This is a genomic window from Variovorax boronicumulans (assembly GCF_040544675.1).
In the GTDB taxonomy this organism is placed as follows: Bacteria; Pseudomonadota; Gammaproteobacteria; order Burkholderiales; family Burkholderiaceae_C; genus Variovorax; species Variovorax boronicumulans_D.
Genome location: NZ_JBEPKK010000014.1, coordinates 1 through 21,145 on the forward strand (window position 1 = coordinate 1; position 21,145 = coordinate 21,145).

A 21,145-nucleotide genomic window follows, 5' to 3' on the forward strand; every position below is an offset into this window, starting at 1 on the left:
CCCCGCCCTGGATCCTCCTGGGCACTTCCCCGCCTCGCACTCTCCCCGCGCCCCCCCCCCCCCCCCCCCCCCCACACCCCCCACCCCCCACCCCCCCCCCCCCCCCCCCCCCCCCCCGCGGGGGGGGGCCCCCCCCCCCCCCCCCCCCCGGGCCTTTCCATCGCTGAGACCGTATCCACCGCCCCGTGCCCCCACCCCAACCCTCCCCCAGCGGGGGAGGGAGCAACTGCCGGATTCGGAGGCCAACCCATGAGACGCACACGCAGCGCCAAGATCGTCGCCACGCTCGGCCCGGCCTCGCCAGACGAGCAAGCCATTCGCGCGCTGTTCGAGTGCGGCGTGGATGTGTTCCGGCTGAACTTCAGCCACGGTTCGCAGCATGACCATGCGCGCCGGCTGGAGGCGATCCGGCGGCTTGAAAAGGAGTTCGGCCGGCCCATCGGCGTGCTGCTCGACCTGCAGGGCCCGAAGCTTCGGCTGGGCACTTTCGAGGGCGGGCGCGCGCAGCTGGAGGCGGGCCGGCGCTTTCGCCTCGACATGGACACCAAGACCCACGGCGACTACCGCCGCGCGCCGCTGCCGCACCCCGAGATCTTCGCGGCGCTGCAGGCCGGTACCGACCTGCTGCTGGATGACGGCAAGCTGCGCTTGCGCGTGGAGAGCCACGGCGCCGACTTTGCCGAAACCACCGTCGTCGTCGGCGGGCCGATCTCCGACCGCAAGGGTGTGAACGTGCCGAGCGTGCTGCTGCCGATTTCGCCGCTCACGCCCAAGGACCGCGACGACCTGGACTTCGGGCTCTCGATGGGCGTGGACTGGGTCGCGCTCTCGTTCGTGCAAAGGCCCGAAGACATCACCGAGGCGCGCGAAATCATCGGCAAGCGCGCATGGATCATGGCCAAGCTGGAGAAGCCCGCGGCCATCGAGCACCTGGACGGCATCGTCGCGCTTGCCGACGGCGTGATGGTCGCGCGCGGCGACCTGGGCGTGGAGCTGCCGCCCGAGCAGGTGCCCGAGCTGCAGCGCCGCATCGTGCGCGCCTGCCGCCAGCACGGCAAGCCCGTGGTGGTGGCCACGCAGATGCTCGAGTCGATGATCGCCGCGCCGGTGCCCACGCGCGCCGAAGTGTCCGACGTGGCGACCGCCATCTACGACGGCGTGGACGCGGTGATGCTCTCGGCCGAATCGGCCTCGGGCAAATACCCGCTCGAAGCGGTCGGCATGATGGACCGCATCGTCGCCCGCGTGGAGGCCGACCCGTCCTATCGCACCGGCATCGATGCGACGCACGATGCCGCGCTGTCGACCACGGCCGACGCGGTGTGTGCGTCGATGCGGCAGGTGGCTGCGCTGCTCGCGCCGGCCGCGACCGTCACTTACACCTCGTCGGGCTTCACCAGCTTGCGCGCCGCGCGGGAGCGGCCTGCGGTGCCGATCCTGAGCCTCACGCCCGACATCGCCGCCGCGCGCCGCATGGCGATGGTCTGGGGCGTGCACGCGGCGCTGGTGGACGATGTGCACGACGTGGCCGAGATGATCGAGTGCGCCCTTCGCACCGCGCAGGCCGAGGGCTTTGCGAAGGCGGGAGACGATGTGGTCGTGGTCGCGGGGCTGCCGTTCGGGTTGTCGGGGACGACGAACCTGTTGCATGTGGCGCGGATACCGAACTGATGTCGATCAGGTGGAAGCCCCACCGACCGTTCACGCTGAGCCTGTCGAAGCGCCGCGCAAGGCTTCGACAAGCTCAGCCCGAACGGCTTTTTGAACCAACCCCATGAAGCACGCCACCCTGCGCCAGTTGAAGGTCTTCGAAGCCGTCGCGCGGCTCCTGAGTTTTTCGCGCGCGGCCGAGGAGCTTCACCTCACGCAACCCGCCGTCTCCATCCAGATCGCCAAGCTCGAGGAGCATGCCGGCAACGTGCTCTTCGAGCAGTTCGGCAAGAAGATCTTTCTCACGCCCGCGGGCGCCGAGCTGCTGCAGATCAGCCGCGCGATCATCCAGCAGTTCGAGGCCGCCGAGAACGCGATGATGCAGTTCAAGGGCGTCTCGGGCGGCAAATTGAATGTGGGTGTGATCAGCGCGGGCGATTACTTCTTTCCGCGCCTCCTGGTGGAGTTCGCAAGCCGCCATCGCGGCGTGACGCTGAACTTCACCGTGCACAACCGCGAAGGCCTGCTCACCCACATCGCCGACAACCTCACCGACCTCGCGATCATGGTGCGCCCGCCGACCGACCTGGACACCGCGAACCAGGCCTTTGCGCCGCACCCTTATGTGATCGTCGTGGCGCCCACGCATCCGCTCGTCGGTGTGCCGGGCATTCCGCTCAAGCGCCTGATGCGCGAGCCCTTCGTGGTGCGCGAGAAGGCATCCGACACCTGGCACTCGATGGAAGACGGCTTCGGCCGCGAGCTGGAACACATCAACATCGCGATGGAGATCCGCAGCACCGAGACCATCAAGCAGGCCGTCATCGCGGGCATGGGCGTGAGCTTTGTGTCGGCCCACACCATCAGCCAGGAGCTGAAGGCCGGCAGCTTGTGCGTGCTCGATGTGGAGGGCTTTCCGCTGATGCTCAACTGGTACGTGGTGCACCGCCGCACCAAGCGCCTGCCGCCGGTGGCGCAGGCCTTCAAGGACTTTCTGCTGAGCGACGGCGCATCGCTGATCTCGCAGATCGTGCCGTTCAAACCACTTGCAGCGCCGGCATCGCACCCCTGAAAAACAAAAGAGCGCATGAAGCGCTCCTTGTTGCGTGGGCCGGGGCCACCGGCGATTGGCGATCAGCGGGTCAGTGCGCTGCGAATGCTCTTGCGGTGCTGCACGAGCGCCGCGCGCGCTGCCTTGTACATGATGACGATCGGCATGGCGGCGGCCAGCTCTTGCAGTGCGCTGTCGTGGGCGGTGGAAGGGGTTGCGTTGCGGATTGCGGGGGCATCGAGTGCGGTGTTGCTCATGGGTGTGCTCCGAATGGTTTGAATCAAAAAGACTGAGGGGAATACCCGCAATTTTCGGGTTAACCCTAGCTCGATGCAAACACTGATTTCCGGTTTCTTGACCTGGGTCAATTTTTTCTTTTGGTCGATGTGGGTTTTTGCGTGTGTGGAGATGCTGCTGTTCAGGGCGGGTGCACAGATCACCGGGTACTCCCCTCCGCGAATGTCCCCCGGGCTTCGCCCTCCTCCTTGATTTCGCTGCGAGGAGCACCCTGTGCTCTGTGCACTTGGACACGCTGCGAGTGCATCGCTGATCAATGACCGCTCTGAAAACGACCGCGCCGATGGTGTGCTCCCCGCAGCGAAATCAAGGAGGAGGCCCGCAGGGCCGGGGGACATTCGCGGAGGGGAGTACACCGTCGGCGCGGTCGTCACCTCGAACAACAGCAGCGCCAAACCCCAACACCGCAAGCAACCCGCTATTCGTGTGAACTTGACTGCGGTCAAGAGTTTTTGAGTCGTGCCGTCCGACAGTCATCGTCGCGCAAAAACAAGTGATCGATCTCCGGGTCTTCGCTTGGCTGACTGCGTCGTTTCCCCGAGACCGTCTGCTCATCAAAACATTAAGGACAACGCCATGACTCGGCCTACTCACACCATTGCGGGCTCCAGCCCAGCGATGTATCCCCCCACGGATTCCAGCTACGGCACCACCACCCCCGCCGCCGCCACAGTCAAACGATCCGAGGCCTACCGATGGGGCCAGCTGCTCATCGGCATCGTCTGCATGGCGATGATCGCCAACCTCCAGTACGGTTGGACCCTCTTCGTCAATCCCATCGCCGAAAAACACGGTTGGAGCCGCGCCGCGATCCAGGTCGCCTTCACCATCTTCGTGCTCACCGAAACCTGGCTCGTGCCCATCGAAGGCTATCTGGTCGACCGCTTCGGCCCGCGCCCCGTGGTGCTCGTGGGCGGCGTGCTCTGCGGCCTGGGCTGGGTGATGAACTCTTTTGCCGCGTCGCTGCCGATGCTCTACCTGGCAGCGGCGGTCGGCGGCATCGGCGCGGGCGCGGTGTACGGCACCTGCGTGGGCAATGCGCTCAAGTGGTTCCCCGACCGGCGGGGCCTGGCGGCGGGCATGACCGCCGCGGGCTTCGGCGCGGGCTCGGCGCTCACGATCATCCCCATCTCCGTGATGATCAAGAACAGCGGCTACGAGTCGGCCTTTCTGTATTTCGGCATCGGCCAGGGCGTGATCGTCTTCGCCCTGGCCTGGCTGCTCACGCGCGCGCCCGACCATGCGAAGGCCTCGAACAGCCGCAACGTGCAGCAGTCGCAGCGCGACTACGCGCCTTCCGAGGTGTTGCGATCGCCGATCTTCTGGGTGATGTACGCGATGTTCGTCATGGTGGCCGCGGGCGGCCTCATGGCCACCGCGCAGCTCGCGCCCATTGCACAGGACTTCAAGATCATGGACGTGCCGGTCAACATCATGGGCCTGGTGCTGCCCGCGCTGACCTTCGCGCTGGCCATCGACCGTGTGCTCAACGGATTGACGCGGCCGTTCTTCGGCTGGGTGTCGGACAAGATCGGCCGCGAACAGACGATGTTCATCGCCTTCGCGATCGAGTCGGTCGGCATCCTGGCGCTGTACCACTACGGCCAGAACCCCGTGCTCTTCGTGGTGCTGACCGGCATGGTGTTCTTTGCCTGGGGCGAGATCTACAGCCTCTTCCCTTCGACTTGCGCCGACACCTTCGGCTCCAGGTTCGCCGCGTCCAACGCCGGCATGCTCTACACCGCCAAGGGCACGGCGTCGCTGCTGGTGCCGCTGTCCAGCGTGCTCGCCGCATCCACCGGCAGCTGGCACGCGGTGTTCATCGTTGCGAGCGCGGTCAATGCCATCGCGGCGCTGATGGCCTGGTTCGTGTTGCGGCCGATGCGCCGCAAGCACATCGAGCGGAGCCGGCTGGCGCAGTGATTCCGGCGCGCTCCCGCCGCGCGGTGGAGGGCGAAGCGGATGGCCGCCGCGACAGGCCTTCGTTTCCCGGAAATTGACCTGCGTCAAGGCCGCGCGCGCCGTATTCCCCGACAGTGCTTCCAGGGCGCGAGCAGCCCTGTTTCCTAGGGCAATCGGCAGTGTCTGCGAGCGTGTTTCGGTCGTAGGATGAAAAAGCCGGGAGAACAGAACCCACGATGAATGACAACCCGGTAAGGAGCGCCGCATGAACGAAGTGGGATTACACGCCACGATGAGCGAATCCGATGAACTGGCCGCAGTGCGGCAAGTGCTGCTGCAGCGCGCCGAAGAACCGGGTGCGTTGCTCCCGATCCTTCACGACGTGCAGGACGCGCTGGGCTATATCCCGCCGCACACCGTGACCACGATCGCCGAGGGCGTGAACCTCTCGCGCGCCGAGGTGCACGGCGTCATCACCTACTACCACCACTTTCGCTCCGCGCCCGCAGCGCGCCACGTGATCCAGATCTGCCGGGCCGAGGCTTGCCAGGCCATGGGTGCCGATGCACTGCTGGCCCACGCGGAACTGCGCCTGGGCTGCAGCGCGCACGGCCACTCGAAAGACGGCAACTTCACGCTGGAGCCCGCCTTCTGCCTGGGTCTCTGCGCCTCGTCGCCCGCGATGACGATCAACGAAGAACCGCACGCGCGCATGACGCCGCGTTCGTTCGATGCGCTGGTGGCGCACTACGGAGACTGCGCATGAGCATCACGATTTACGTGCCGCGCGATTCGGCCGCACTCGCGGTCGGCGCAGAACGCGTGGCCGAACGCATCGCGCAGGAAGCTGCGGTGCGGGGCATCTCGTTCGGCATGGTGCGCAACGGCTCGCGCGGCCTGTTCTGGCTGGAACCGATGGTCGAGGTGAGCACACCCGCAGGCCGCGTGGCCTACGGCCCGGTGACCATCGACGATGTGGCCGACCTGTTCGATGCCCGCTTCGCCGAAGGCGCGCAGACGCATCCGCTGTCGCTCGGCCTCGTCGAAGAAATTCCCTACCTGAAGAAGCAGGAGCGCCTGACCTTCGCGCGCATGGGCATCACCGACCCGGTGTCCGTCGCCGACTACGAAGCGCACGAAGGCTATGCGGGCCTGCGCCGCGCGCTGGGCCTCAAGCCCGAGGAAGTGGTGCAGCAGGTGCTCGACTCGGGCCTGCGCGGCCGCGGCGGCGCGGCCTTCCCGGCCGGCATCAAGTGGAAGACCGTGATGGCCACGCCGGCCGCGCAGAAGTACATCGTCTGCAATGCCGACGAAGGCGACTCGGGCACCTTCTCCGACCGCATGACGATGGAGGGCGATCCGCTCATGCTGATCGAAGGCATGACCATTGCGGGCATCGCCACCGGCGCGACCAAGGGCTACGTCTACATCCGTTCCGAATATCCGCACGCCATCGCGACGATGAACGAGGCGATCCGCGCGGCCGAAGCCGCGGGCTTCCTGGGCGAGAACATCCTCGGGTCGGGCCAGACCTTCTGGCTCGAAGTGCGCAAGGGCGCCGGCTCGTACGTGTGCGGTGAAGAAACCGCGCTGCTCGAAAGCCTGGAAGGCAAGCGCGGCATCGTGCGCGCCAAGCCGCCGCTGCCGGCCATCACCGGTCTCTTCGGGCAGCCGACGCTGATCAACAACGTGATCACGCTGGCGAGCGTGCCGCTGATCCTCGCGCGCGGCGCCGAGTTCTATCGCGACTTCGGCGTCGGTCGTTCGCGCGGCACGCTGCCGATGCAGCTGGCCGGCAACATCAAGCACGGCGGCCTGGTCGAGAAGGCCTTCGGCGTCACGCTGCGCGAGTTGCTGTACGACTACGGCGGCGGCTCCGCCTCGGGCCGGCCGATCAAGGCGGTGCAGGTCGGCGGGCCGCTGGGCGCCTACCTGCCCGAATCGCAATGGGACCTGCCGCTGGACTACGAGGCCTACGCGGCCGTGGGCGGCACGGTGGGCCACGGCGGGATCGTGGTGCACGACGACACGGCCGATTTGTCGAAGCTCGCGCGCTATGCGATGGAGTTCTGCGCCATCGAGTCGTGCGGCAAGTGCACGCCGTGCCGCATCGGCTCGACCCGCGGCGTGGAGGTGATCGACAAGATCCGCGCGGACAACAAGCGCGTGGAACACGTCATCCTGCTGCGCGACCTGTGCAACACCATGGTCCACGGCTCGCTGTGCGCCATGGGCGGCATGACGCCGTTCCCGGTGCTGTCCGCACTCGACCACTTTCCGGAGGATTTCGGTCTTGTGGTGCCCGATCGCAAGGCTGCCTGAAATGCTTGCCTGCTTTCTGGTTTCACGCAGCTGGGGGCATTCAGGGCGCGATCACGCCGACGGGGTGCATTGCTCCGCGAATGTCCCCCGGCCAGCGGCCTCCTCCTTGATTTCGCTGCGCAAGGCACCCCATCGGCGTGATCGTTGTGCGGAGCGGTTGCGGCTCAGCGAAGCACCCGCAGCGTGCCCAGGTGCACAGAGCACTGGGTGCTCCCCGCAGCGAAATCAAGGAGGAGGGCGAAGCCCGGGGGACATTCGCGGAGGGGAGTACCCGGTGATCTGTGCACGCGCCCTGAACTGCAACGGCAACCGCAACGGAAGCAAGCACACGCCCAGCCGCAACGAGAGAAAGAACGAGACATGTTGAACCATCTGAAAGAACTCGACTACGGCACCCCCAAGCGCGAATCCACGCGCGAAGTGACGCTGGAGATCGACGGCAACGAAGTCACCGTGCCCGCGGGCACCTCGCTGATGCGCGCGGCCGTGGACGCCGGCATCAACGTGCCCAAGCTCTGCGCCACCGACAGCCTGGAGCCTTTCGGCTCGTGCCGCCTGTGCCTCGTCGAGATCGAGGGCCGCAAAGGCTTTCCGGCCTCGTGCACCACGCCGGCCGAAGCCGGCATGAAGGTGCGCACGCAAACGCCCAAGCTGCAGGACCTGCGCAAGGGCGTGATGGAGATCTACATCTCCGACCATCCGCTCGATTGCCTCACCTGCTCGGCCAACGGCAACTGCGAACTTCAGGACATGGCGGGCGTCACCGGCCTGCGCAACGTGCGCTACGGCTTCGACGGCGCCAACCACCTGAAGGACCAGAAGGACGAGTCGAACCCGTACTTCAGCTACGACCCGTCGAAGTGCATCGTCTGCAATCGCTGCGTGCGTGCCTGCGAGGAAACGCAGGGCACCTTCGCGCTGACCATCAGCGGCCGCGGCTTCGAGTCGCGCGTGTCGCCGGGGCAGGACGAAGCCTTCATGGAATCGGAATGCGTGAGCTGCGGCGCCTGCGTCGATGCCTGCCCCACCGCCACGCTGCAAGAAAAATCGGTGATCTGGCTCGGCCAGCCGGAGCACAGCGTCATCACCACCTGCGCCTACTGCGGCGTGGGTTGCGCCTTCAAGGCCGAGATGAAGGGCAACGAGGTCGTGCGCATGACGCCGTGGAAAGACGGCAAGGCCAACGAAGGCCATTCGTGCGTGAAGGGCCGCTTCGCCTGGGGCTATGCCACGCACCAGGACCGCATGCTCAAGCCGATGATCCGAAAGAGCATTACCGACCCGTGGCAGGAGGTGAGCTGGGACACCGCGCTCAACTACGCCGCCGGCGAGTTCAAGCGCCTGCAGGCCAAGTACGGCAAGGACTCCATCGGCGGCATCACCTCCTCGCGTTGCACCAACGAGGAAACCTACCTCGTGCAGAAGCTGGTGCGCGCGGCCTTCGGCAACAACAACGTCGATACCTGCGCCCGCGTGTGCCACTCGCCCACGGGCTACGGCCTGAAGCAGACGCTGGGCGAATCGGCCGGCACGCAGACCTTCAAGTCGGTGGAAAAGGCCGACGTGATCATGGTGATCGGCGCCAACCCGACCGACGGCCACCCGGTGTTCGCCTCGCGCATGAAGAAGCGCCTGCGCCAGGGCGCCCAGCTGATCGTGGTCGACCCGCGCCGCATCGACATCGTGAAGTCGCCGCACGTGAAGGCGGCGCACCACTTGCAGTTGAAGCCCGGCACCAACGTGGCAGTGGTCACGGCGCTCGCGCACGTCATCGTGACCGAAGGGCTCACGGCCGACGCCTTCATCGCCGAGCGTTGCGATACCGCCTCGTTCGCCGCATGGAAGGACTTCGTGGCGCAGCCCGAGCAATCGCCCGAGGCCACCGAAAAAGCCACCGGCGTGCCGGCCGCCGAGATGCGTGCCGCCGCACGCCTGTTCGCGAGCGCCGCCAACGGCGCGATCTTCTACGGCCTGGGCGTGACCGAGCACAGCCAGGGCTCGACCGCCGTGATGGGCATCGCCAATCTCGCGATGGCCACCGGCAACGTCGGCCGCGAAGGCGTGGGTGTGAACCCGCTGCGCGGCCAGAACAACGTGCAGGGCGCCTGCGACATGGGCTCGTTCCCGCACGAGCTGCCGGGCTACCGCCATGTGTCGGACAGCACGACGCGCGCTTCCTTCGAAGCCGCATGGGGCGTGACCATCGATCCGGAGCCGGGCCTGCGCATTCCCAACATGTTCGAGGCGGCCATCGGCGGCGGCTTCAAGGGCCTGTATTGCGAGGGCGAGGACATCGTGCAGTCCGACCCCAACACGCAGCACGTGGCGGCGGCCATGATGGCGATGGAATGCGTGGTGGTGCAGGACATGTTCCTCAACGAAACCGCCAAGTACGCCCACGTGTTCCTGCCGGGCTCGTCGTTCCTCGAGAAGGACGGCACCTTCACCAACGCCGAGCGCCGCATCTCGCGCGTTCGCAAGGTGATGCCGCCGAAGGCGGGCCTGGCCGACTGGGAGATCACGGTGAAGCTCGCGCAGGCGCTGGGCTATCCGATGGACTACAAGAGCCCCGAGGACATCATGGCCGAGATCGCCTCGCTCACGCCGACCTTCAGCGGCGTGAGCTACAAGCGCCTGGCCGAACTCGGCAGCATCCAGTGGCCCTGCAACGACGGTGCGCCCGAGGGCACGCCGACGATGCACATCGACACCTTCGTGCGCGGCAAGGGCCGCTTCATCGTCACGCAGTACGTGGCGACCGACGAGAAGGTCACGCGCAAGTTCCCGCTGCTCTTGACCACCGGGCGCATCCTCTCGCAGTACAACGTGGGCGCGCAGACGCGCCGCACCGACAACAACCAGTGGCACGGCGAAGACCGGCTGGAGATCCATCCGCACGACGCCGAGGAACGCGGCGTGAAGGACGACGACTGGGTGGGCATCCAGAGCCGCGCGGGCGAGACGGTGCTGCGCGCCACGGTGTCCGAGCGCATGCAGCCGGGCGTGGTCTACACCACCTTCCACTTCCCCGAGTCGGGCGCCAACGTCATCACCACCGACAACTCCGACTGGGCCACCAACTGCCCCGAGTACAAGGTGACGGCCGTGCAGGTGATGCCGGTGATGCAGCCCTCGACCTGGCAGCAGGAGTACAGCCGCTTCAACAAGACGCAGATCGACCTGGCGACCGCCGGCGCGCTGCCACAGGAAAAGCGGCACGACACGGTGCCGGCCAAGTAGGCCATCCATGCACATCGCCACCTTGCCGGCCGCCGATGGCGCCGACACCTTCTGCGAAGGCGCGCTGCTGCTGCCGGTGCACGGCGTGCGCGACGGCCAGGCCTACGCGGTGCAGGACTGGGTGGCCGAGGAAGTGCCGGTGTCGCTGGAGTTCAACGGCGTCTCGCATGCGGTGATGCTCGCGACGCCGCTGGACCTGGAAGACCTCGCGCTCGGCTTTGCGCTGGGCGAAGGCATCCTGGACGCGGCGCACGAGCTCTATTCGGTGCAGACGGTGCCGTCCGGGCGCGGCATCACGGTTCGGATGGAGGTAGCGAGCGCTGCCTTTGCGCGGCTCGAGCACCGGCGCCGCACGCTCTCGGGCCGCACCGAAAGCCTGGCGCAGGTGTCGCGCGAACTGCCGGTGCTGGCCGACCCCGCGCCCTTCGATTGCCAGGCCATTGCGCGTGGCATGTTGCAACTGCAATCGCTGCAGACCTTGCAGCAGGCCACCGGCGCGGTGCATGCGGCCGCATGGTGCTCGGCCCAGGGCGAGGCGATGTGGCTGCGCGAGGACGTGGGCCGCCACAACGCGCTCGACAAACTCATCGGTGCGCTTGCGAACAACGAAGTCGATGCATCGACGGGCTTCATCGCCGTCACCGGCCGCGCGAGTTTCGAGATGGTGCACAAGGCCGCGATGGCGGGCGTGCCGCTGTTGGCCACGATGTCGGCGCCGACCTCGTTCGCGGTGGCCACGGCCGAGCGCGCGCGGCTCACGCTGGTGGGCCTTGCGCGCAAGGACGACCTGGCGGCCTACAGCCATCCGGAGCGCGTGGAAGCGGATGGACAGCCGCTCACGACAACGGCTCGCCGCACGCATTGATGCGGGCGACCGGCATTTACCCCTACCTCAAAGGCAGTGCATGCAAGACCACGATCCGACGGCGCAACTGGTGAAGATGGCCAACCAGATCGGCACCTTCTTCCAGGCCCAGTCGCCCGACAACGCGACGCTGGCGACCGATGCGATCGCGGCGCATCTCAAATCGTTCTGGGCGCCGAGCATGCGCGTGCAGCTGATCCGCGCGCTGGAAGGCGGCACCGCAACGCATCTGTTGCCCATCGTCGCGTCGGCGGTGCGCAGCCATCGCGCGAACCTGCTGCCGGGCGGGCCGCGCGAGCCTGCCGACAGGAAGGAGCAGTTTCCGCAGGGCGGGGGAGACGCGGGTTAGGTGGGGCTGGTGCGCCTCATTTGCTGCTGCTCTGTGTATGACTTCAGCAGCGCCTCGTAGCAAAGGCACAGCGGCATCGCGATGAACACCATGCCCGCGACGTAGATCACCAGGCTCAGAACGGGGAAGTTGTCGCTGCCCCAATGCGGGATCGAGGTGGCCAGCGCGGCGAGGGCGATGACCGCGATCACCGCATGCAGCGCGCTGCGCACGAGGGTGATCCGTGGCGATGCCGGCGCGTCATGCGTCTGACGGTCGTGCACGGGGCTGTGGTCGCCCTTGTCTCCATCATTTGTCATCGTCACTCCTCGGTGAAGGCGTTGACGATTGTTAACTCCGGGTTCGGCCCGGTCAAGATCGAAGTCCCTTGGTTTTCAGCGCGCGGCCGGCTCAGTCGTACTTCACCGTGTAGATCAGATCGAGGCCGCTGGTCTGCCCCGCCTGTCCGCGCAGCGTGAGCCGCTGCGTGAGGTCGTAGAAGATGAAGAGGGTGCCGAGGGTGCCGCCCAGGCTGCGCTCGTAGGTGACGTAGAAATCCTTGGACAGCCGCTTGCCCAGCGTGACCGCCGATTCGCGCACGTCGCCGCCGCTGCCCGGGCCCTTGAAGCCGAGTTCGTCCAGGCCGAAGCGGCCGGCCAGGCCGCCACCGCTGCCGCTCTTGCCGATCTTGCCCAGCACCGCGAGCGCGGCCTGCTGCAGCAGCGCCGATTCGCCGCCGCTGGTGGCCGAGGCGCGGCCCAGGATCACCCACGACAGCGTCTCCGCATCGGACAGCGCGGGCTCCGAGTAGAGCTTGACGCGCGGCGACTGCGCGCTGCCGGTGATCTGCACGCCCGCGCGCTGCGAGATGTTGGGCCGCAGCGCGAGGATGTCCAGTTGCGGGTTGTCGAAGGGCCCGTTGAAGCGCGCCACGCCGGTTTCCACGTCCATCTGCTGGCCGTAGGCGCGGTACTGGCCCTTGACGGTCTTCACCTCGCCGGTGATGCGCGGCGGCGCGTTGAGCTTGGTGCTGCGGATCTCGAGCTCGCCTTCGAGCCGGGTGGTGATGCCGCGGCCCTGCACGGCGAAGTCGTCGCCCAGGTCGAAGGTCACGACGATGTCGGGCGGCTTGGCGGTCTGCGGCCTGGCGGCCTGCGCGTCGGTGCGGGCCGATTCGCGCTGCGCCGCTTCGGCGGCCTCGCGGTCCTTGGCGGCCGAGCGCACGACCACGTCGCTGCCCAGGCTGGGCGCGGTTTCGTCGGGCAGGATGATGACGGCGCGGTCGGTCTTGAGCTTGCCGCGCACGCTGAACTGGCCGTTGTCCAGCCGTGCCTGCAGGTCGCCCGAGAGCGTGACCTGGCGGTCGGTGCGCACGAGCACTCGCAGCGCGCGCAGCTCGCCCTGCATGGCCATGCGGATGGCGGGACCCTGCGCACCGGCTGCACCCCAGCTCATCTCGCCGCGTGCCGACAGCGATCCGCCGTCGTTGTTGGCCTCGCTCGCCGCGGTGCTGCGGTTGCCGCTCTGGCCGCCGATGCGGGCCGAACTGCCGGCGCCGCCCTTGAGCGAGAACTCGTTGATCTCGATGCGTTCGCCGGTGAGCGTGGCGCGCAGGCGGCCGTCGCGCAGGTCCAGGCCTTCGACCGGGGCGCGCAGCGCGAGCTTGTCGGCGCCCAGCGTGCCGTTCCAGCGCGGCGCGGCGCGGTTGCCCGAGAGCGCGGCGTTGGCGTCCAGCGTGCCGGCGATGCGCCAGCCCGGCGGCGCGAGCATCGACCACACGCCCAGGTTGGGCAGCGCGGCCCTGATGCTGCCGCCCAGCGGCGCATCGGGCGCCCACTGCCAGCCGCCGGCGCGTTGCGTCACGCGGGTGTTGATGTCGGCGTCGATCTTGCCGGCGCGCTCGCTGTCCCAGACAAGAAAGGCGCGCACCGCATCGCCTTCGGCATCGAGCCGCAGCTCGGCCTGGCGCAGGCCCGCGGGGGTGCTGGGGGCTTGCACGCCGGCGGTGGCGGTGGACGAGGCGGAGTTCATCGTGCGCTCGCTCGCGGTGCCGGTTCCGGTGCTGGTGATGCGGGTGACCAGCGCGGCCTCGCCGGCCTGCACGCGGATGTCGCCGCTCTGGCGCGCGATGCGGGCCTTGGCGCGCAGCGTGTCACCGGCGTCGATGTCCCAGTCGCCGTCGAACATCAGGTCGCCGCTGATGCCCAGGTCGCTCAGCGTCGAACTCGCACCGAAGGCGCCGGCCCAGGCCATCGGCAGGCCCTGCATGCGGCCCTTGGACTGCAGGCGGAACACCTTGTTGGGCGCGGCACCGCTCTGGCTGAAGCGCAGCGGCTGCCAGTCGATGCGCACGGTGCCGGGCACGGGGCCGCGCAGCGTGGCGGCGGCGGCGGAGGCTTCGACCTCGACCGTGCCGGCCTTGCCGCCGGCGCGGATCGTGGCGGTGACTTCGCGGCTCAGCTCCACCAGCCACGGGTTGCCGGGGCGGGCGCTGTCCTGCGCCTGCAGGCGCAGGCTGGCGAGGGCCGCGCGCCATTGGTTGGTGCCCGAGATGCCGCCGCTGGCGCGGGTGTCCAGCGTGAGCTTCTGGGTGCCGGTGGCGGCTTCGCCCTTGAGGGTGAGCGTGGCCTGCGCGAGGCTGCCGGCCAGGTCGGCCTGCAGGTCGCGCAGTTGCACCGCGGTGGCGGTGCCGCCCGGCTGCGCGGCGGGCATCGTGAGGTCGAGGCGGGGCGCGGCGAGCTGGGCCTTGAGCGTGGGCTCGGCGATGCCGCGCTGCGCGGGGGCGTTGGCGTTTTCGATGCGGCGCTGGATGGTGCGCCAACCGCCTTGCCAGCTCGCATCGAGCCGCACCGCACCCTTGGCGCTGGTGCCCGCGAACACGCCCGAGAGGCCCGGCAGGCCCTCGACCCAGCGCTGCAGCGTGTCGGCGTCGTCGATGCGCGCCTTGATGTCGCCGGCGCCCGCGTCGGGTGCGATGCGGCCTTCGAGGGTCGCGCCGCCGCCGGGCAGCACGAGGTTCAGCTTGCCGCTCGCGGCCTGCTCGGCCACGCGCACCTGCAGCTTGCCGTCGACGCTGGCGCGCTGGGCTTCGATGCGCAGCGTGCGCAGGTCGAGCACCTGGTCTTTCCACTGGCCCTGGGCCAGCGCGCGGTCCAGCGCGAAGCCGGGCAGGGCCTTGCTGCTTGCACCGCCTTCGGCCTTGAGCGCGGCGTCGAAGCTGATGGTGTCTTCGCGCTGCTGTGCGGTGAGCTGGCCGCTGACGGGCGCGCCCGCAAGTTCGCTGTGCAGCGCACCGGGCCGCACGCTGCGCACCGTCGCGCGAATCTGCCAGGGCGCGGGCGCGGGGCTCCAGCGGCCTTCGGCGTCGATGCGGCCGCCGCCAGCGCGCACCGTGGCTTCGGGAATGGTCCAGTTCGTGCCGTCGAAGCCCACGCGGCCCTGCACCTGTTCGACCGGCAGCCTGGCCTTGTCCCACGGGCCGGGCACGGCGTTGCGGATGTCGGCCGAGGCCTTCCAGGCGGACGGGCCCGCGTCCGCATCGGGCTCGACGGCGACGCTGCCGGTGAGCTGCGTCTCGGGCGCGCCCGGCCACAGGCTGGCGGCGTCGACGTTGCGAAGGTCTGCCTTGGCGTCGATCACCGGCTGCGGGAGCCAGGGCGCGATCTGCGCCTGCAGCTTGGCTTCCATCGGCGCTTCGGTGTTCTCCTCGGCCGGCTTGAGTTCGGCGGCGACCTGCAGCCGCGCCGCCGTGCCCGCGAGCGTGCCCTTGATCGTGGCCTGCGCCAGCACGTCGATGCTGCGGCCTTCGGCCAGCGGCGCCTTCACGCGGCCGTCCAGCGCGGCGTCGATGGCCATCGGCGCGGGGCCTTGCAGCTTGACGCGCGCGCTGTAGTGGCCGTCGGCAATGTCGACGCCCTTCACCTCCAGCGCATGCTCCGCATTCTTGTAGACGTAGCTGCCGTTGAGATTCAGGGCCTGCAGCGCGGGCGGGCCGGCCCAGCGCAGTTCGTCGATGCGAAAGGGCACGTCGACGTCAACGGGCAGCACCAGCTTTTCGAGCGGCTCGGCGGGCTTGTCGCTGGGCGCTCCGCGCTTCTCGATCAGCACCTGCTTCGCATGCACCTCGCCCAGCTGCACCTTGCGCTGGAAGAGGGGCGCAAACTGCCAGCCGATGGTGGCGTCGTTCACCTCGACGGCGATGCTCTCGCTCTGGTACTTGAGCCAGCCGATGTGCCCGCCGGTGCGCAGCGAACCGCTCACGTCGCGGCTCTCCAGCGTCTGGCCCGCGGGCAGCCGCTGCGCCGCCTGCGCGAGCGCGAAGGCCAGCGAGGTGTTCGAGCCCAGCCACCACCACGCGCCTGCGACCAGCAGCGCCACGACCAGGAAGAAGCCCGCCACCGTCCAGGCCAGCGCGCGCAACGCTCGGCGCGCACGCGAGCGCTTCACGGCCGGCGGCGTGGGGACAGGTGCGTTGGCGGCATCGTTCGACATCGAAAAAGGCAGGGTCAGAAGTTGAAGCCGAGGCGAAAGTGCAGGCGGAATTTTTTCGTGTCCACGCCGTAGGCCAGATCGGCCTGCACCGGCCCGACCGGGCTGCGCCAGCGCGCGCCCACGCCCACGCCCACCTTGGGCTTGAGCTCGCCCGGCTTGTCCGCCACGGCGCCGGCGTCCACGAACACCACGCTTTCCCATTCGGTGAGCTTGTCGTTGTAGACAAAGGGCCGTTGCCACTCGACGCTGGCCACGCCCAGGTAGCGCCCGGCAACGATCTGGCCGTCGGCGCGCACGGTGCCGATCTGCTTGTAGCTGTAGCCGCGCACGGTGGTGTCGCCGCCGGTCAGGAACATCAGCGTGGACGGGATCTGCGCAATGTCCTTGGCCGCGACCGCACCGGCCTCCACGCGCAGTTGCAGGCGGCTGCGGCGCGCGCGGGTTTCGGTGTCTTCCGCAAAGCCCACAGGCACCACGCCGAGCCAGCGCGCATAGGTGCGGGTAAAGGGCAGTTGCTGGCCGGTGAGCGTGTAGCCCGCCGCCACTTCGAGTGCCAGGCCGTAGCCGCGCGTGGGGGCCGCGTTGTTGTCGAAGTAGCGCCCGGTCCAGCCCCAGTTGGCGGTCACGGCGGAGGCCGAGGGCGGCGCATCGATGCCGCGGTTCTGCGTGTAGTCGTACTGCAGGAAATAGCTGCGGTCGATGTGGTCGCCGGCCTTGTTGCGGCCGCCGCGCAGGCGCCCGCTGTCCACGATGTAGCTGCCCGATTCCTCGCGCTTGAGTTCGCCGCCGGCGAACCAGCGCCAGCCGCGGTCGTCGGGGATGGCGTTCCACTCGGTGCCCAGCGACTGGATGTCGTTGTCCACCGACAGCCGCGAGACCGCGCGCCAGCCGAGCAGCGGAATCTGGTTGTGGATGTGGTCTATCGACAGGCGCGGGCCGTTGTCGGTGGTGAAGCCGGCGCCCAGCACCACCTTCTGCAGCGGTGCCTCGCGCAGCTGCGCGATGACGGGCGCGGCCAGCGGGTTGCCGCTGTCGGTGTCCAGCGTGAGGAACACCGAGTCGTAGTAGCCGCTGCTGGCCAGGCGCTGCTGGGCGTCGAGCAGCTTCTGCTGGTCGTAGTCGGTGCCCGAAGGCAGGCGCGCGATGCGGCGTGCGCCGTCGGGGTCGTAGCGCTGCATGCCGCGCAGCACGAGCGGGCCGAACTTGTACGCCGGACCCGACTGGTAGGTGACGCTCAGGCGGGCTTCGCTGCGGTCGGCGTCCACTTCGGCGCGGCTCACTTCGATGTTGCCGGTGGGAAAACGCTTGGCGGTCAGGTTGCGCAGCGCGGTGGTCTTGGCATCGTCCCAGGCCTGCTGGGTGAAGGGCAGGCCGGCGCGCAGGGCCCAGCCGGTGCGTATCGAATCGCGCTGCGACTCGGCGGCGATGTCGTCGGCGATGGGGCCGGCATAGCTGATCTGCACGTTGCTCACCTTGGTGGCTTCGCCGGGCGAGACATTGATGACGATCTCGCGCGGGGCCTTGGTGCTCGCCGGTGTTTCGTTGAGCTCCAGCGTCAGCGTGGGGGTGAAGTAGCCGAGGGTGCCCAGCAGTTCGCGCGCATTGGTTTCGGCGGCCACCATGAGGCGGGAGATTTCGGTGGCACCGAGGTCGTCGAGCTCGCGGTAGCGCTGGATTTCCAGGTGCAGCGCCAGGTAGTCGCGCACCGCAGTGGGCCCGCGCACGTCGACGGTGAAGGCATCGCGCTTGTCGGCTTTTTTCTCGTCCTTGCCGTCCTTGTCCGGCGTGCCGCCGGTGTCGGTGTCGGCATTGCCGCTGCGCACCAGGCCCGCCACGGGCTTGCCTTCGGTCGCTTCTTTTTTAGGCAGCAGGCTGCAGCCTTGCAAAAGCAGGACGCCAGAAAAAAGCAATGCCGGCCACCACGCCGGCGAAGAAACGGAAACCACCCTGAGCATGGGCGAATTCTGACAGCAAGACCCGCGGCTTCCTGAAGCTTCCGGATACAGGTGGCGCCGTCCTACTTGGGCGCGGGCTTGGGCTCCCTACTTGGAGAGCATGCGCATCGCGTCTTCCAGGCCGCGCAGCGTGAGCGGGTACATGCGGTTGGACATCAGCTGCTGCATCACCGCGATGCTCTGGCGGTATTGCCACACGCCCTGGGGCTCGGGGTTGATCCACGCGAACTTGGGGAAGGTGTGCGTCAGGCGCTGAATCCACTCGGCGCCGGCTTCTTCGTTGTTGTATTCGACACTGCCGCCGGGTTGCAATATTTCGTAAGGGCTCATGGTCGCGTCGCCGACGAAGATGAGCTTGTAGTCCTTGTTGTACTTGCGCAGGATGTCCCAGGTGGCGAACTTCTCGGAGAAGCGGCGCTTGTTGTTCTTCCACATGAAGTCGTAGACGCAGTTGTGGAAGTAATAGAACTCCAGGTGCTTGAACTCGGTCTTGACGGCCGAGAACAGTTCTTCGACGCGCTGGATGTGCTCGTCCATCGTGCCGCCCACGTCCATGAGCAGCAGCACCTTGACGTTGTTGTGGCGCTCGGGCCGCATCTTGATGTCCAGGTAGCCGGCATTGGCCGCGGTCGAGTGGATGGTGTGGTCCAGGTCCAGCTCTTCCTCGTGGCCTTCGCGCGCGAACTTGCGAAGGCGCCGCAGCGCCACCTTGATGTTGCGCGTGCCCAGCTCCTGGGTGTCGTCGTAGTCCTTGTAGGCGCGCTGGTCCCAGACCTTCACCGCGCTCTTGTTCTTGCCCGCGCCGCCGATGCGGATGCCCTGCGGGTTGTAGCCGCCGTTGCCGAACGGCGAGGTGCCGCCGGTGCCGATCCACTTGCTGCCGCCCTCGTGGCGCTCCTTCTGCTCCTCGAAGCGCTTCTTGAGCGTTTCCATGAGCTCGTCCCAGCCCATCTTCTCGATCTTGGCTTTTTCCTCGGCGGTGAACTCGCGCTCGAGCGTCTTCTTGAGCCAGTCGAGCGGCACTTCCTTGGTGAAGTCGGTGAGCATCTCCACGCCCTTGAAATAGGCGGCGAAGGCGCGGTCGAACTTGTCGTAGTGCTTCTCGTCCTTCACGAGCGCGGTGCGCGAGAGGTAGTAGAAGTCGTCGATCCCGTAGGCGCCGTCGGAGTTGGGCCCCACCACGTCGGCCTTCAGGGCTTCGAGCAGCGTGAGGTATTCCTTGACGGACACCGGCAGCTTGGCCGAGCGCAGGGTGTAGAAGAAGTCGATGAGCATGGCGTGCTCCTTGTTGGGCCCGGCGGTTGTCAGCCGCGCGGCTTGTCGAGCAGGTAGAGCAGCTGCGCCTTGACTTCAGGCCACTCGCCCGCGCGCAGGCTGTACATGACGGTGTCGCGGATGGTGCCGTCGCGGCGCATCACGTGGCCGCGAATGACGCCGTCTTTCTTGGCGCCCAGCCGCTCGATGGCGCGCTGCGAGGCAAAGTTGAAGTTGTCGGTGCGCCAGCCCACCACGTTGCAGCCCAGCGCATCGAACGCGTGCCCGAGCATCAGCAGCTTGCAGGTGGTGTTGACGTGGGTGCGCTGGCAGCGCGCGGCGTACCAGGTGTAGCCAATTTCCACACGCTTCACGCCCGGCAGGATGTCGTGAAAGCTGGTGCTGCCCAGCACGGTACCGGTTGCGGCTTCGGTCACCGCGAAGGCGAAGCGGTCGGGCATCTTGAGCGCGGTCTCGATGTAGGCGCGGGTGTCCTGCGGCTCGGGCACCGAGGTGACGCGCAGCTTCCAGAGTTCGCCGTCGGCGGCCGCGGCACGCAGGCCCTCTTCGTGGTCCAGCGACAGCGGCACCAGGGCCAGGTCGCGGGCCCTCAACGTGACAGGTTCGACGAACGCCATTTCAAAACACTCCGTGAATATCGATGTCAGCTTCTGGGGTTGCCGTACTTGCGCACGTACCAAGCGCGTGCAATCTGCAGGCCGCCGCCGCCGCCCAGGCCGATCAGCAGGATGCCGAAGATCTCCTTGTTGCCGTAGCCTCCGGGGCCGAAGGCGTCCAGGCCCAGCATCAGCCCGATCCAGCGGCCGAGCAGCGCGCCCAGCACGAACAGAACGGCCTGGGCAATGCCCAGCTTGAGCAGCTGCCGCGTGGGGTGCGGCCGGGGTGATTCGCTCATCGGTTGTTGCGCTGCATGAAGACCAGCTTCTCGAAGAGCGTCACGTCCTGTTCGTTCTTGAGCAGCGCGCCCACCAGCGGCGGCACGGCGACCTTGTCTTCCTTGCTCTGCAGCGCTTCGAGCGGAATGTCTTCGGCCACCAGCAGCTTGAGCCAGTCGAGCAATTCGGAGGTGGAGGGCTTCTTCTTCAGGCCCGGCAGGTTGCGCACGTCATAGAAGGTCTTCATCGCGGCGGTGAGCAGCTCCTGCTTCAAGCCCGGGAAGTGCACGGCCACGATGTGCTTCATCGTCTCGGCATCGGGGAACTTGATGTAGTGGAAGAAGCAGCGGCGAAGGAAGGCGTCGGGCAGCTCCTTCTCGTTGTTGGAGGTGATGAACACCACCGGCCGGTGCTTGGCGCGGATGAGCTCGCGCGTTTCGTAGCAGTAGAACTCCATGCGGTCGATTTCGCGCAGCAGGTCGTTCGGGAATTCGATGTCGGCCTTGTCGATCTCGTCGATGAGCAGCGCCACCGGCTGGTCGGCGGTGAAGGCCTGCCAGAGCACGCCCTTCACGATGTAGTTGTTGATGTCCTTGACGCGCTCCCCGCCCTCCACGCCCGAGAGCTGCGAGTCGCGCAGGCGGCTCACCGCGTCGTATTCGTACAGCCCCTGCTGCGCCTTGGTGGTCGACTTGATATGCCACTGCAGGAGCGGCAGCTCGAGCGCCTCGGCCACTTCCTCGGCCAGCATGGTCTTGCCCGTGCCGGGTTCGCCCTTGACGAGCAGCGGACGCTTGAGCGTGATGGCGGCGTTGACCGCCAGCATCAGGTCCTGAGTGGCGACGTAGTTGTCTGAGCCCTTGAATTTCATGAGTGACGCGAGCGAGGTGGTGA

Annotated in this window: 16 protein-coding genes; 8 read left to right on the forward strand and 8 right to left on the reverse strand. The window is 67.7% G+C overall.

The annotated features are described in order from the left end of the window. Window positions 1-249: 249 nt before the first annotated feature. Together pyk and ABIC90_RS21625 are read left to right on the forward strand one after the other, a co-directional pair. Complete coding sequence (gene pyk / locus ABIC90_RS21620) at window positions 250-1,671, forward strand: pyruvate kinase (RefSeq protein WP_354357707.1); 1,422 nt, start codon at window positions 250-252, stop codon at window positions 1,669-1,671. Between the two features lie 103 nt (window positions 1,672-1,774). Beyond that, a complete protein-coding gene (locus ABIC90_RS21625; RefSeq protein WP_354357709.1) occupies window positions 1,775-2,722 on the forward strand; it encodes a LysR family transcriptional regulator in 948 nt (315 codons plus the stop codon). A gap of 62 nt (window positions 2,723-2,784) precedes the next feature. Here the strand turns inward: ABIC90_RS21625 and ABIC90_RS21630 are convergent, their stop codons facing one another. Then, window positions 2,785-2,958 carry a hypothetical protein gene (locus ABIC90_RS21630; protein WP_354357711.1) on the reverse strand — a complete coding sequence of 58 codons (174 nt, stop codon included), beginning with the start codon at window positions 2,956-2,958 and terminating at the stop codon, window positions 2,785-2,787. A 616-nt stretch (window positions 2,959-3,574) separates the two neighbouring features. Here ABIC90_RS21630 and oxlT point away from each other — a divergent pair. The 6 genes from oxlT to ABIC90_RS21660 all read left to right on the forward strand — a co-directional run bounded on the left by oxlT (window position 3,575) and on the right by ABIC90_RS21660 (window position 11,676). Next, window positions 3,575-4,921: an oxalate/formate MFS antiporter gene (gene oxlT, locus ABIC90_RS21635; protein WP_354357713.1), complete on the forward strand. Its 1,347-nt coding sequence runs from the start codon at window positions 3,575-3,577 to the stop codon at window positions 4,919-4,921. A 244-nt stretch (window positions 4,922-5,165) separates the two neighbouring features. Further along, entirely contained in the window at window positions 5,166-5,666 is a 501-nt protein-coding gene (locus tag ABIC90_RS21640; RefSeq protein ID WP_436318234.1) for a formate dehydrogenase subunit gamma, read from the forward strand. After that, window positions 5,663-7,222, forward strand: a complete 1,560-nt coding sequence (locus tag ABIC90_RS21645) for a formate dehydrogenase beta subunit (RefSeq protein WP_354357715.1) — start codon at window positions 5,663-5,665, stop codon at window positions 7,220-7,222. Before ABIC90_RS21640 ends, ABIC90_RS21645 begins: the two co-directional genes overlap by 4 nt. Window positions 7,223-7,582: 360 nt before the next feature. Then, the gene (fdhF, locus tag ABIC90_RS21650; RefSeq protein WP_354357717.1) at window positions 7,583-10,462 is read left to right on the forward strand and encodes a formate dehydrogenase subunit alpha; all 2,880 of its coding nucleotides are present in this window, start codon (window positions 7,583-7,585) and stop codon (window positions 10,460-10,462) included. Window positions 10,463-10,469: 7 nt separating this feature from the next. Next, window positions 10,470-11,327, forward strand: a complete 858-nt coding sequence (fdhD, locus tag ABIC90_RS21655; protein ID WP_354357719.1) for a formate dehydrogenase accessory sulfurtransferase FdhD — start codon at window positions 10,470-10,472, stop codon at window positions 11,325-11,327. 40 nt (window positions 11,328-11,367) lie between these two features. Then, a complete protein-coding gene (locus tag ABIC90_RS21660) occupies window positions 11,368-11,676 on the forward strand; it encodes a formate dehydrogenase subunit delta (RefSeq protein WP_354357721.1) in 309 nt (102 codons plus the stop codon). Here the strand turns inward: ABIC90_RS21660 and ABIC90_RS21665 are convergent. The 7 genes from ABIC90_RS21665 to ABIC90_RS21695 form a co-directional block, all read right to left on the reverse strand. Then, entirely contained in the window at window positions 11,673-11,975 is a 303-nt protein-coding gene (locus tag ABIC90_RS21665; protein ID WP_354357723.1) for a hypothetical protein, read from the reverse strand. The genes ABIC90_RS21660 and ABIC90_RS21665 overlap by 4 nt on opposite strands. 91 nt (window positions 11,976-12,066) lie before the next feature. Beyond that, entirely contained in the window at window positions 12,067-16,146 is a 4,080-nt protein-coding gene (locus ABIC90_RS21670) for a translocation/assembly module TamB domain-containing protein (RefSeq protein WP_354357725.1), read from the reverse strand. 14 nt (window positions 16,147-16,160) lie between these two features. Continuing rightward, entirely contained in the window at window positions 16,161-18,101 is a 1,941-nt protein-coding gene (locus tag ABIC90_RS21675) for an autotransporter assembly complex protein TamA (protein WP_354357727.1), read from the reverse strand. An 87-nt stretch (window positions 18,102-18,188) separates the two neighbouring features. Then, window positions 18,189-19,376 (reverse strand): vWA domain-containing protein, encoded by a 1,188-nt coding sequence (locus ABIC90_RS21680; RefSeq protein WP_354357729.1) that lies wholly within the window; start codon window positions 19,374-19,376, stop codon window positions 18,189-18,191. Window positions 19,377-19,405: 29 nt separating this feature from the next. Then, window positions 19,406-19,993 carry a GNAT family N-acetyltransferase gene (locus ABIC90_RS21685; RefSeq protein WP_354357731.1) on the reverse strand — a complete coding sequence of 196 codons (588 nt, stop codon included), beginning with the start codon at window positions 19,991-19,993 and terminating at the stop codon, window positions 19,406-19,408. A 26-nt stretch (window positions 19,994-20,019) separates the two neighbouring features. Further along, a complete protein-coding gene (locus ABIC90_RS21690; RefSeq protein ID WP_354357733.1) occupies window positions 20,020-20,271 on the reverse strand; it encodes a hypothetical protein in 252 nt (83 codons plus the stop codon). Further along, complete coding sequence (locus ABIC90_RS21695) at window positions 20,268-21,122, reverse strand: AAA family ATPase (protein WP_354357735.1); 855 nt, start codon at window positions 21,120-21,122, stop codon at window positions 20,268-20,270. Before ABIC90_RS21695 ends, ABIC90_RS21690 begins: the two co-directional genes overlap by 4 nt. Window positions 21,123-21,145: the final 23 nt, after the last annotated feature.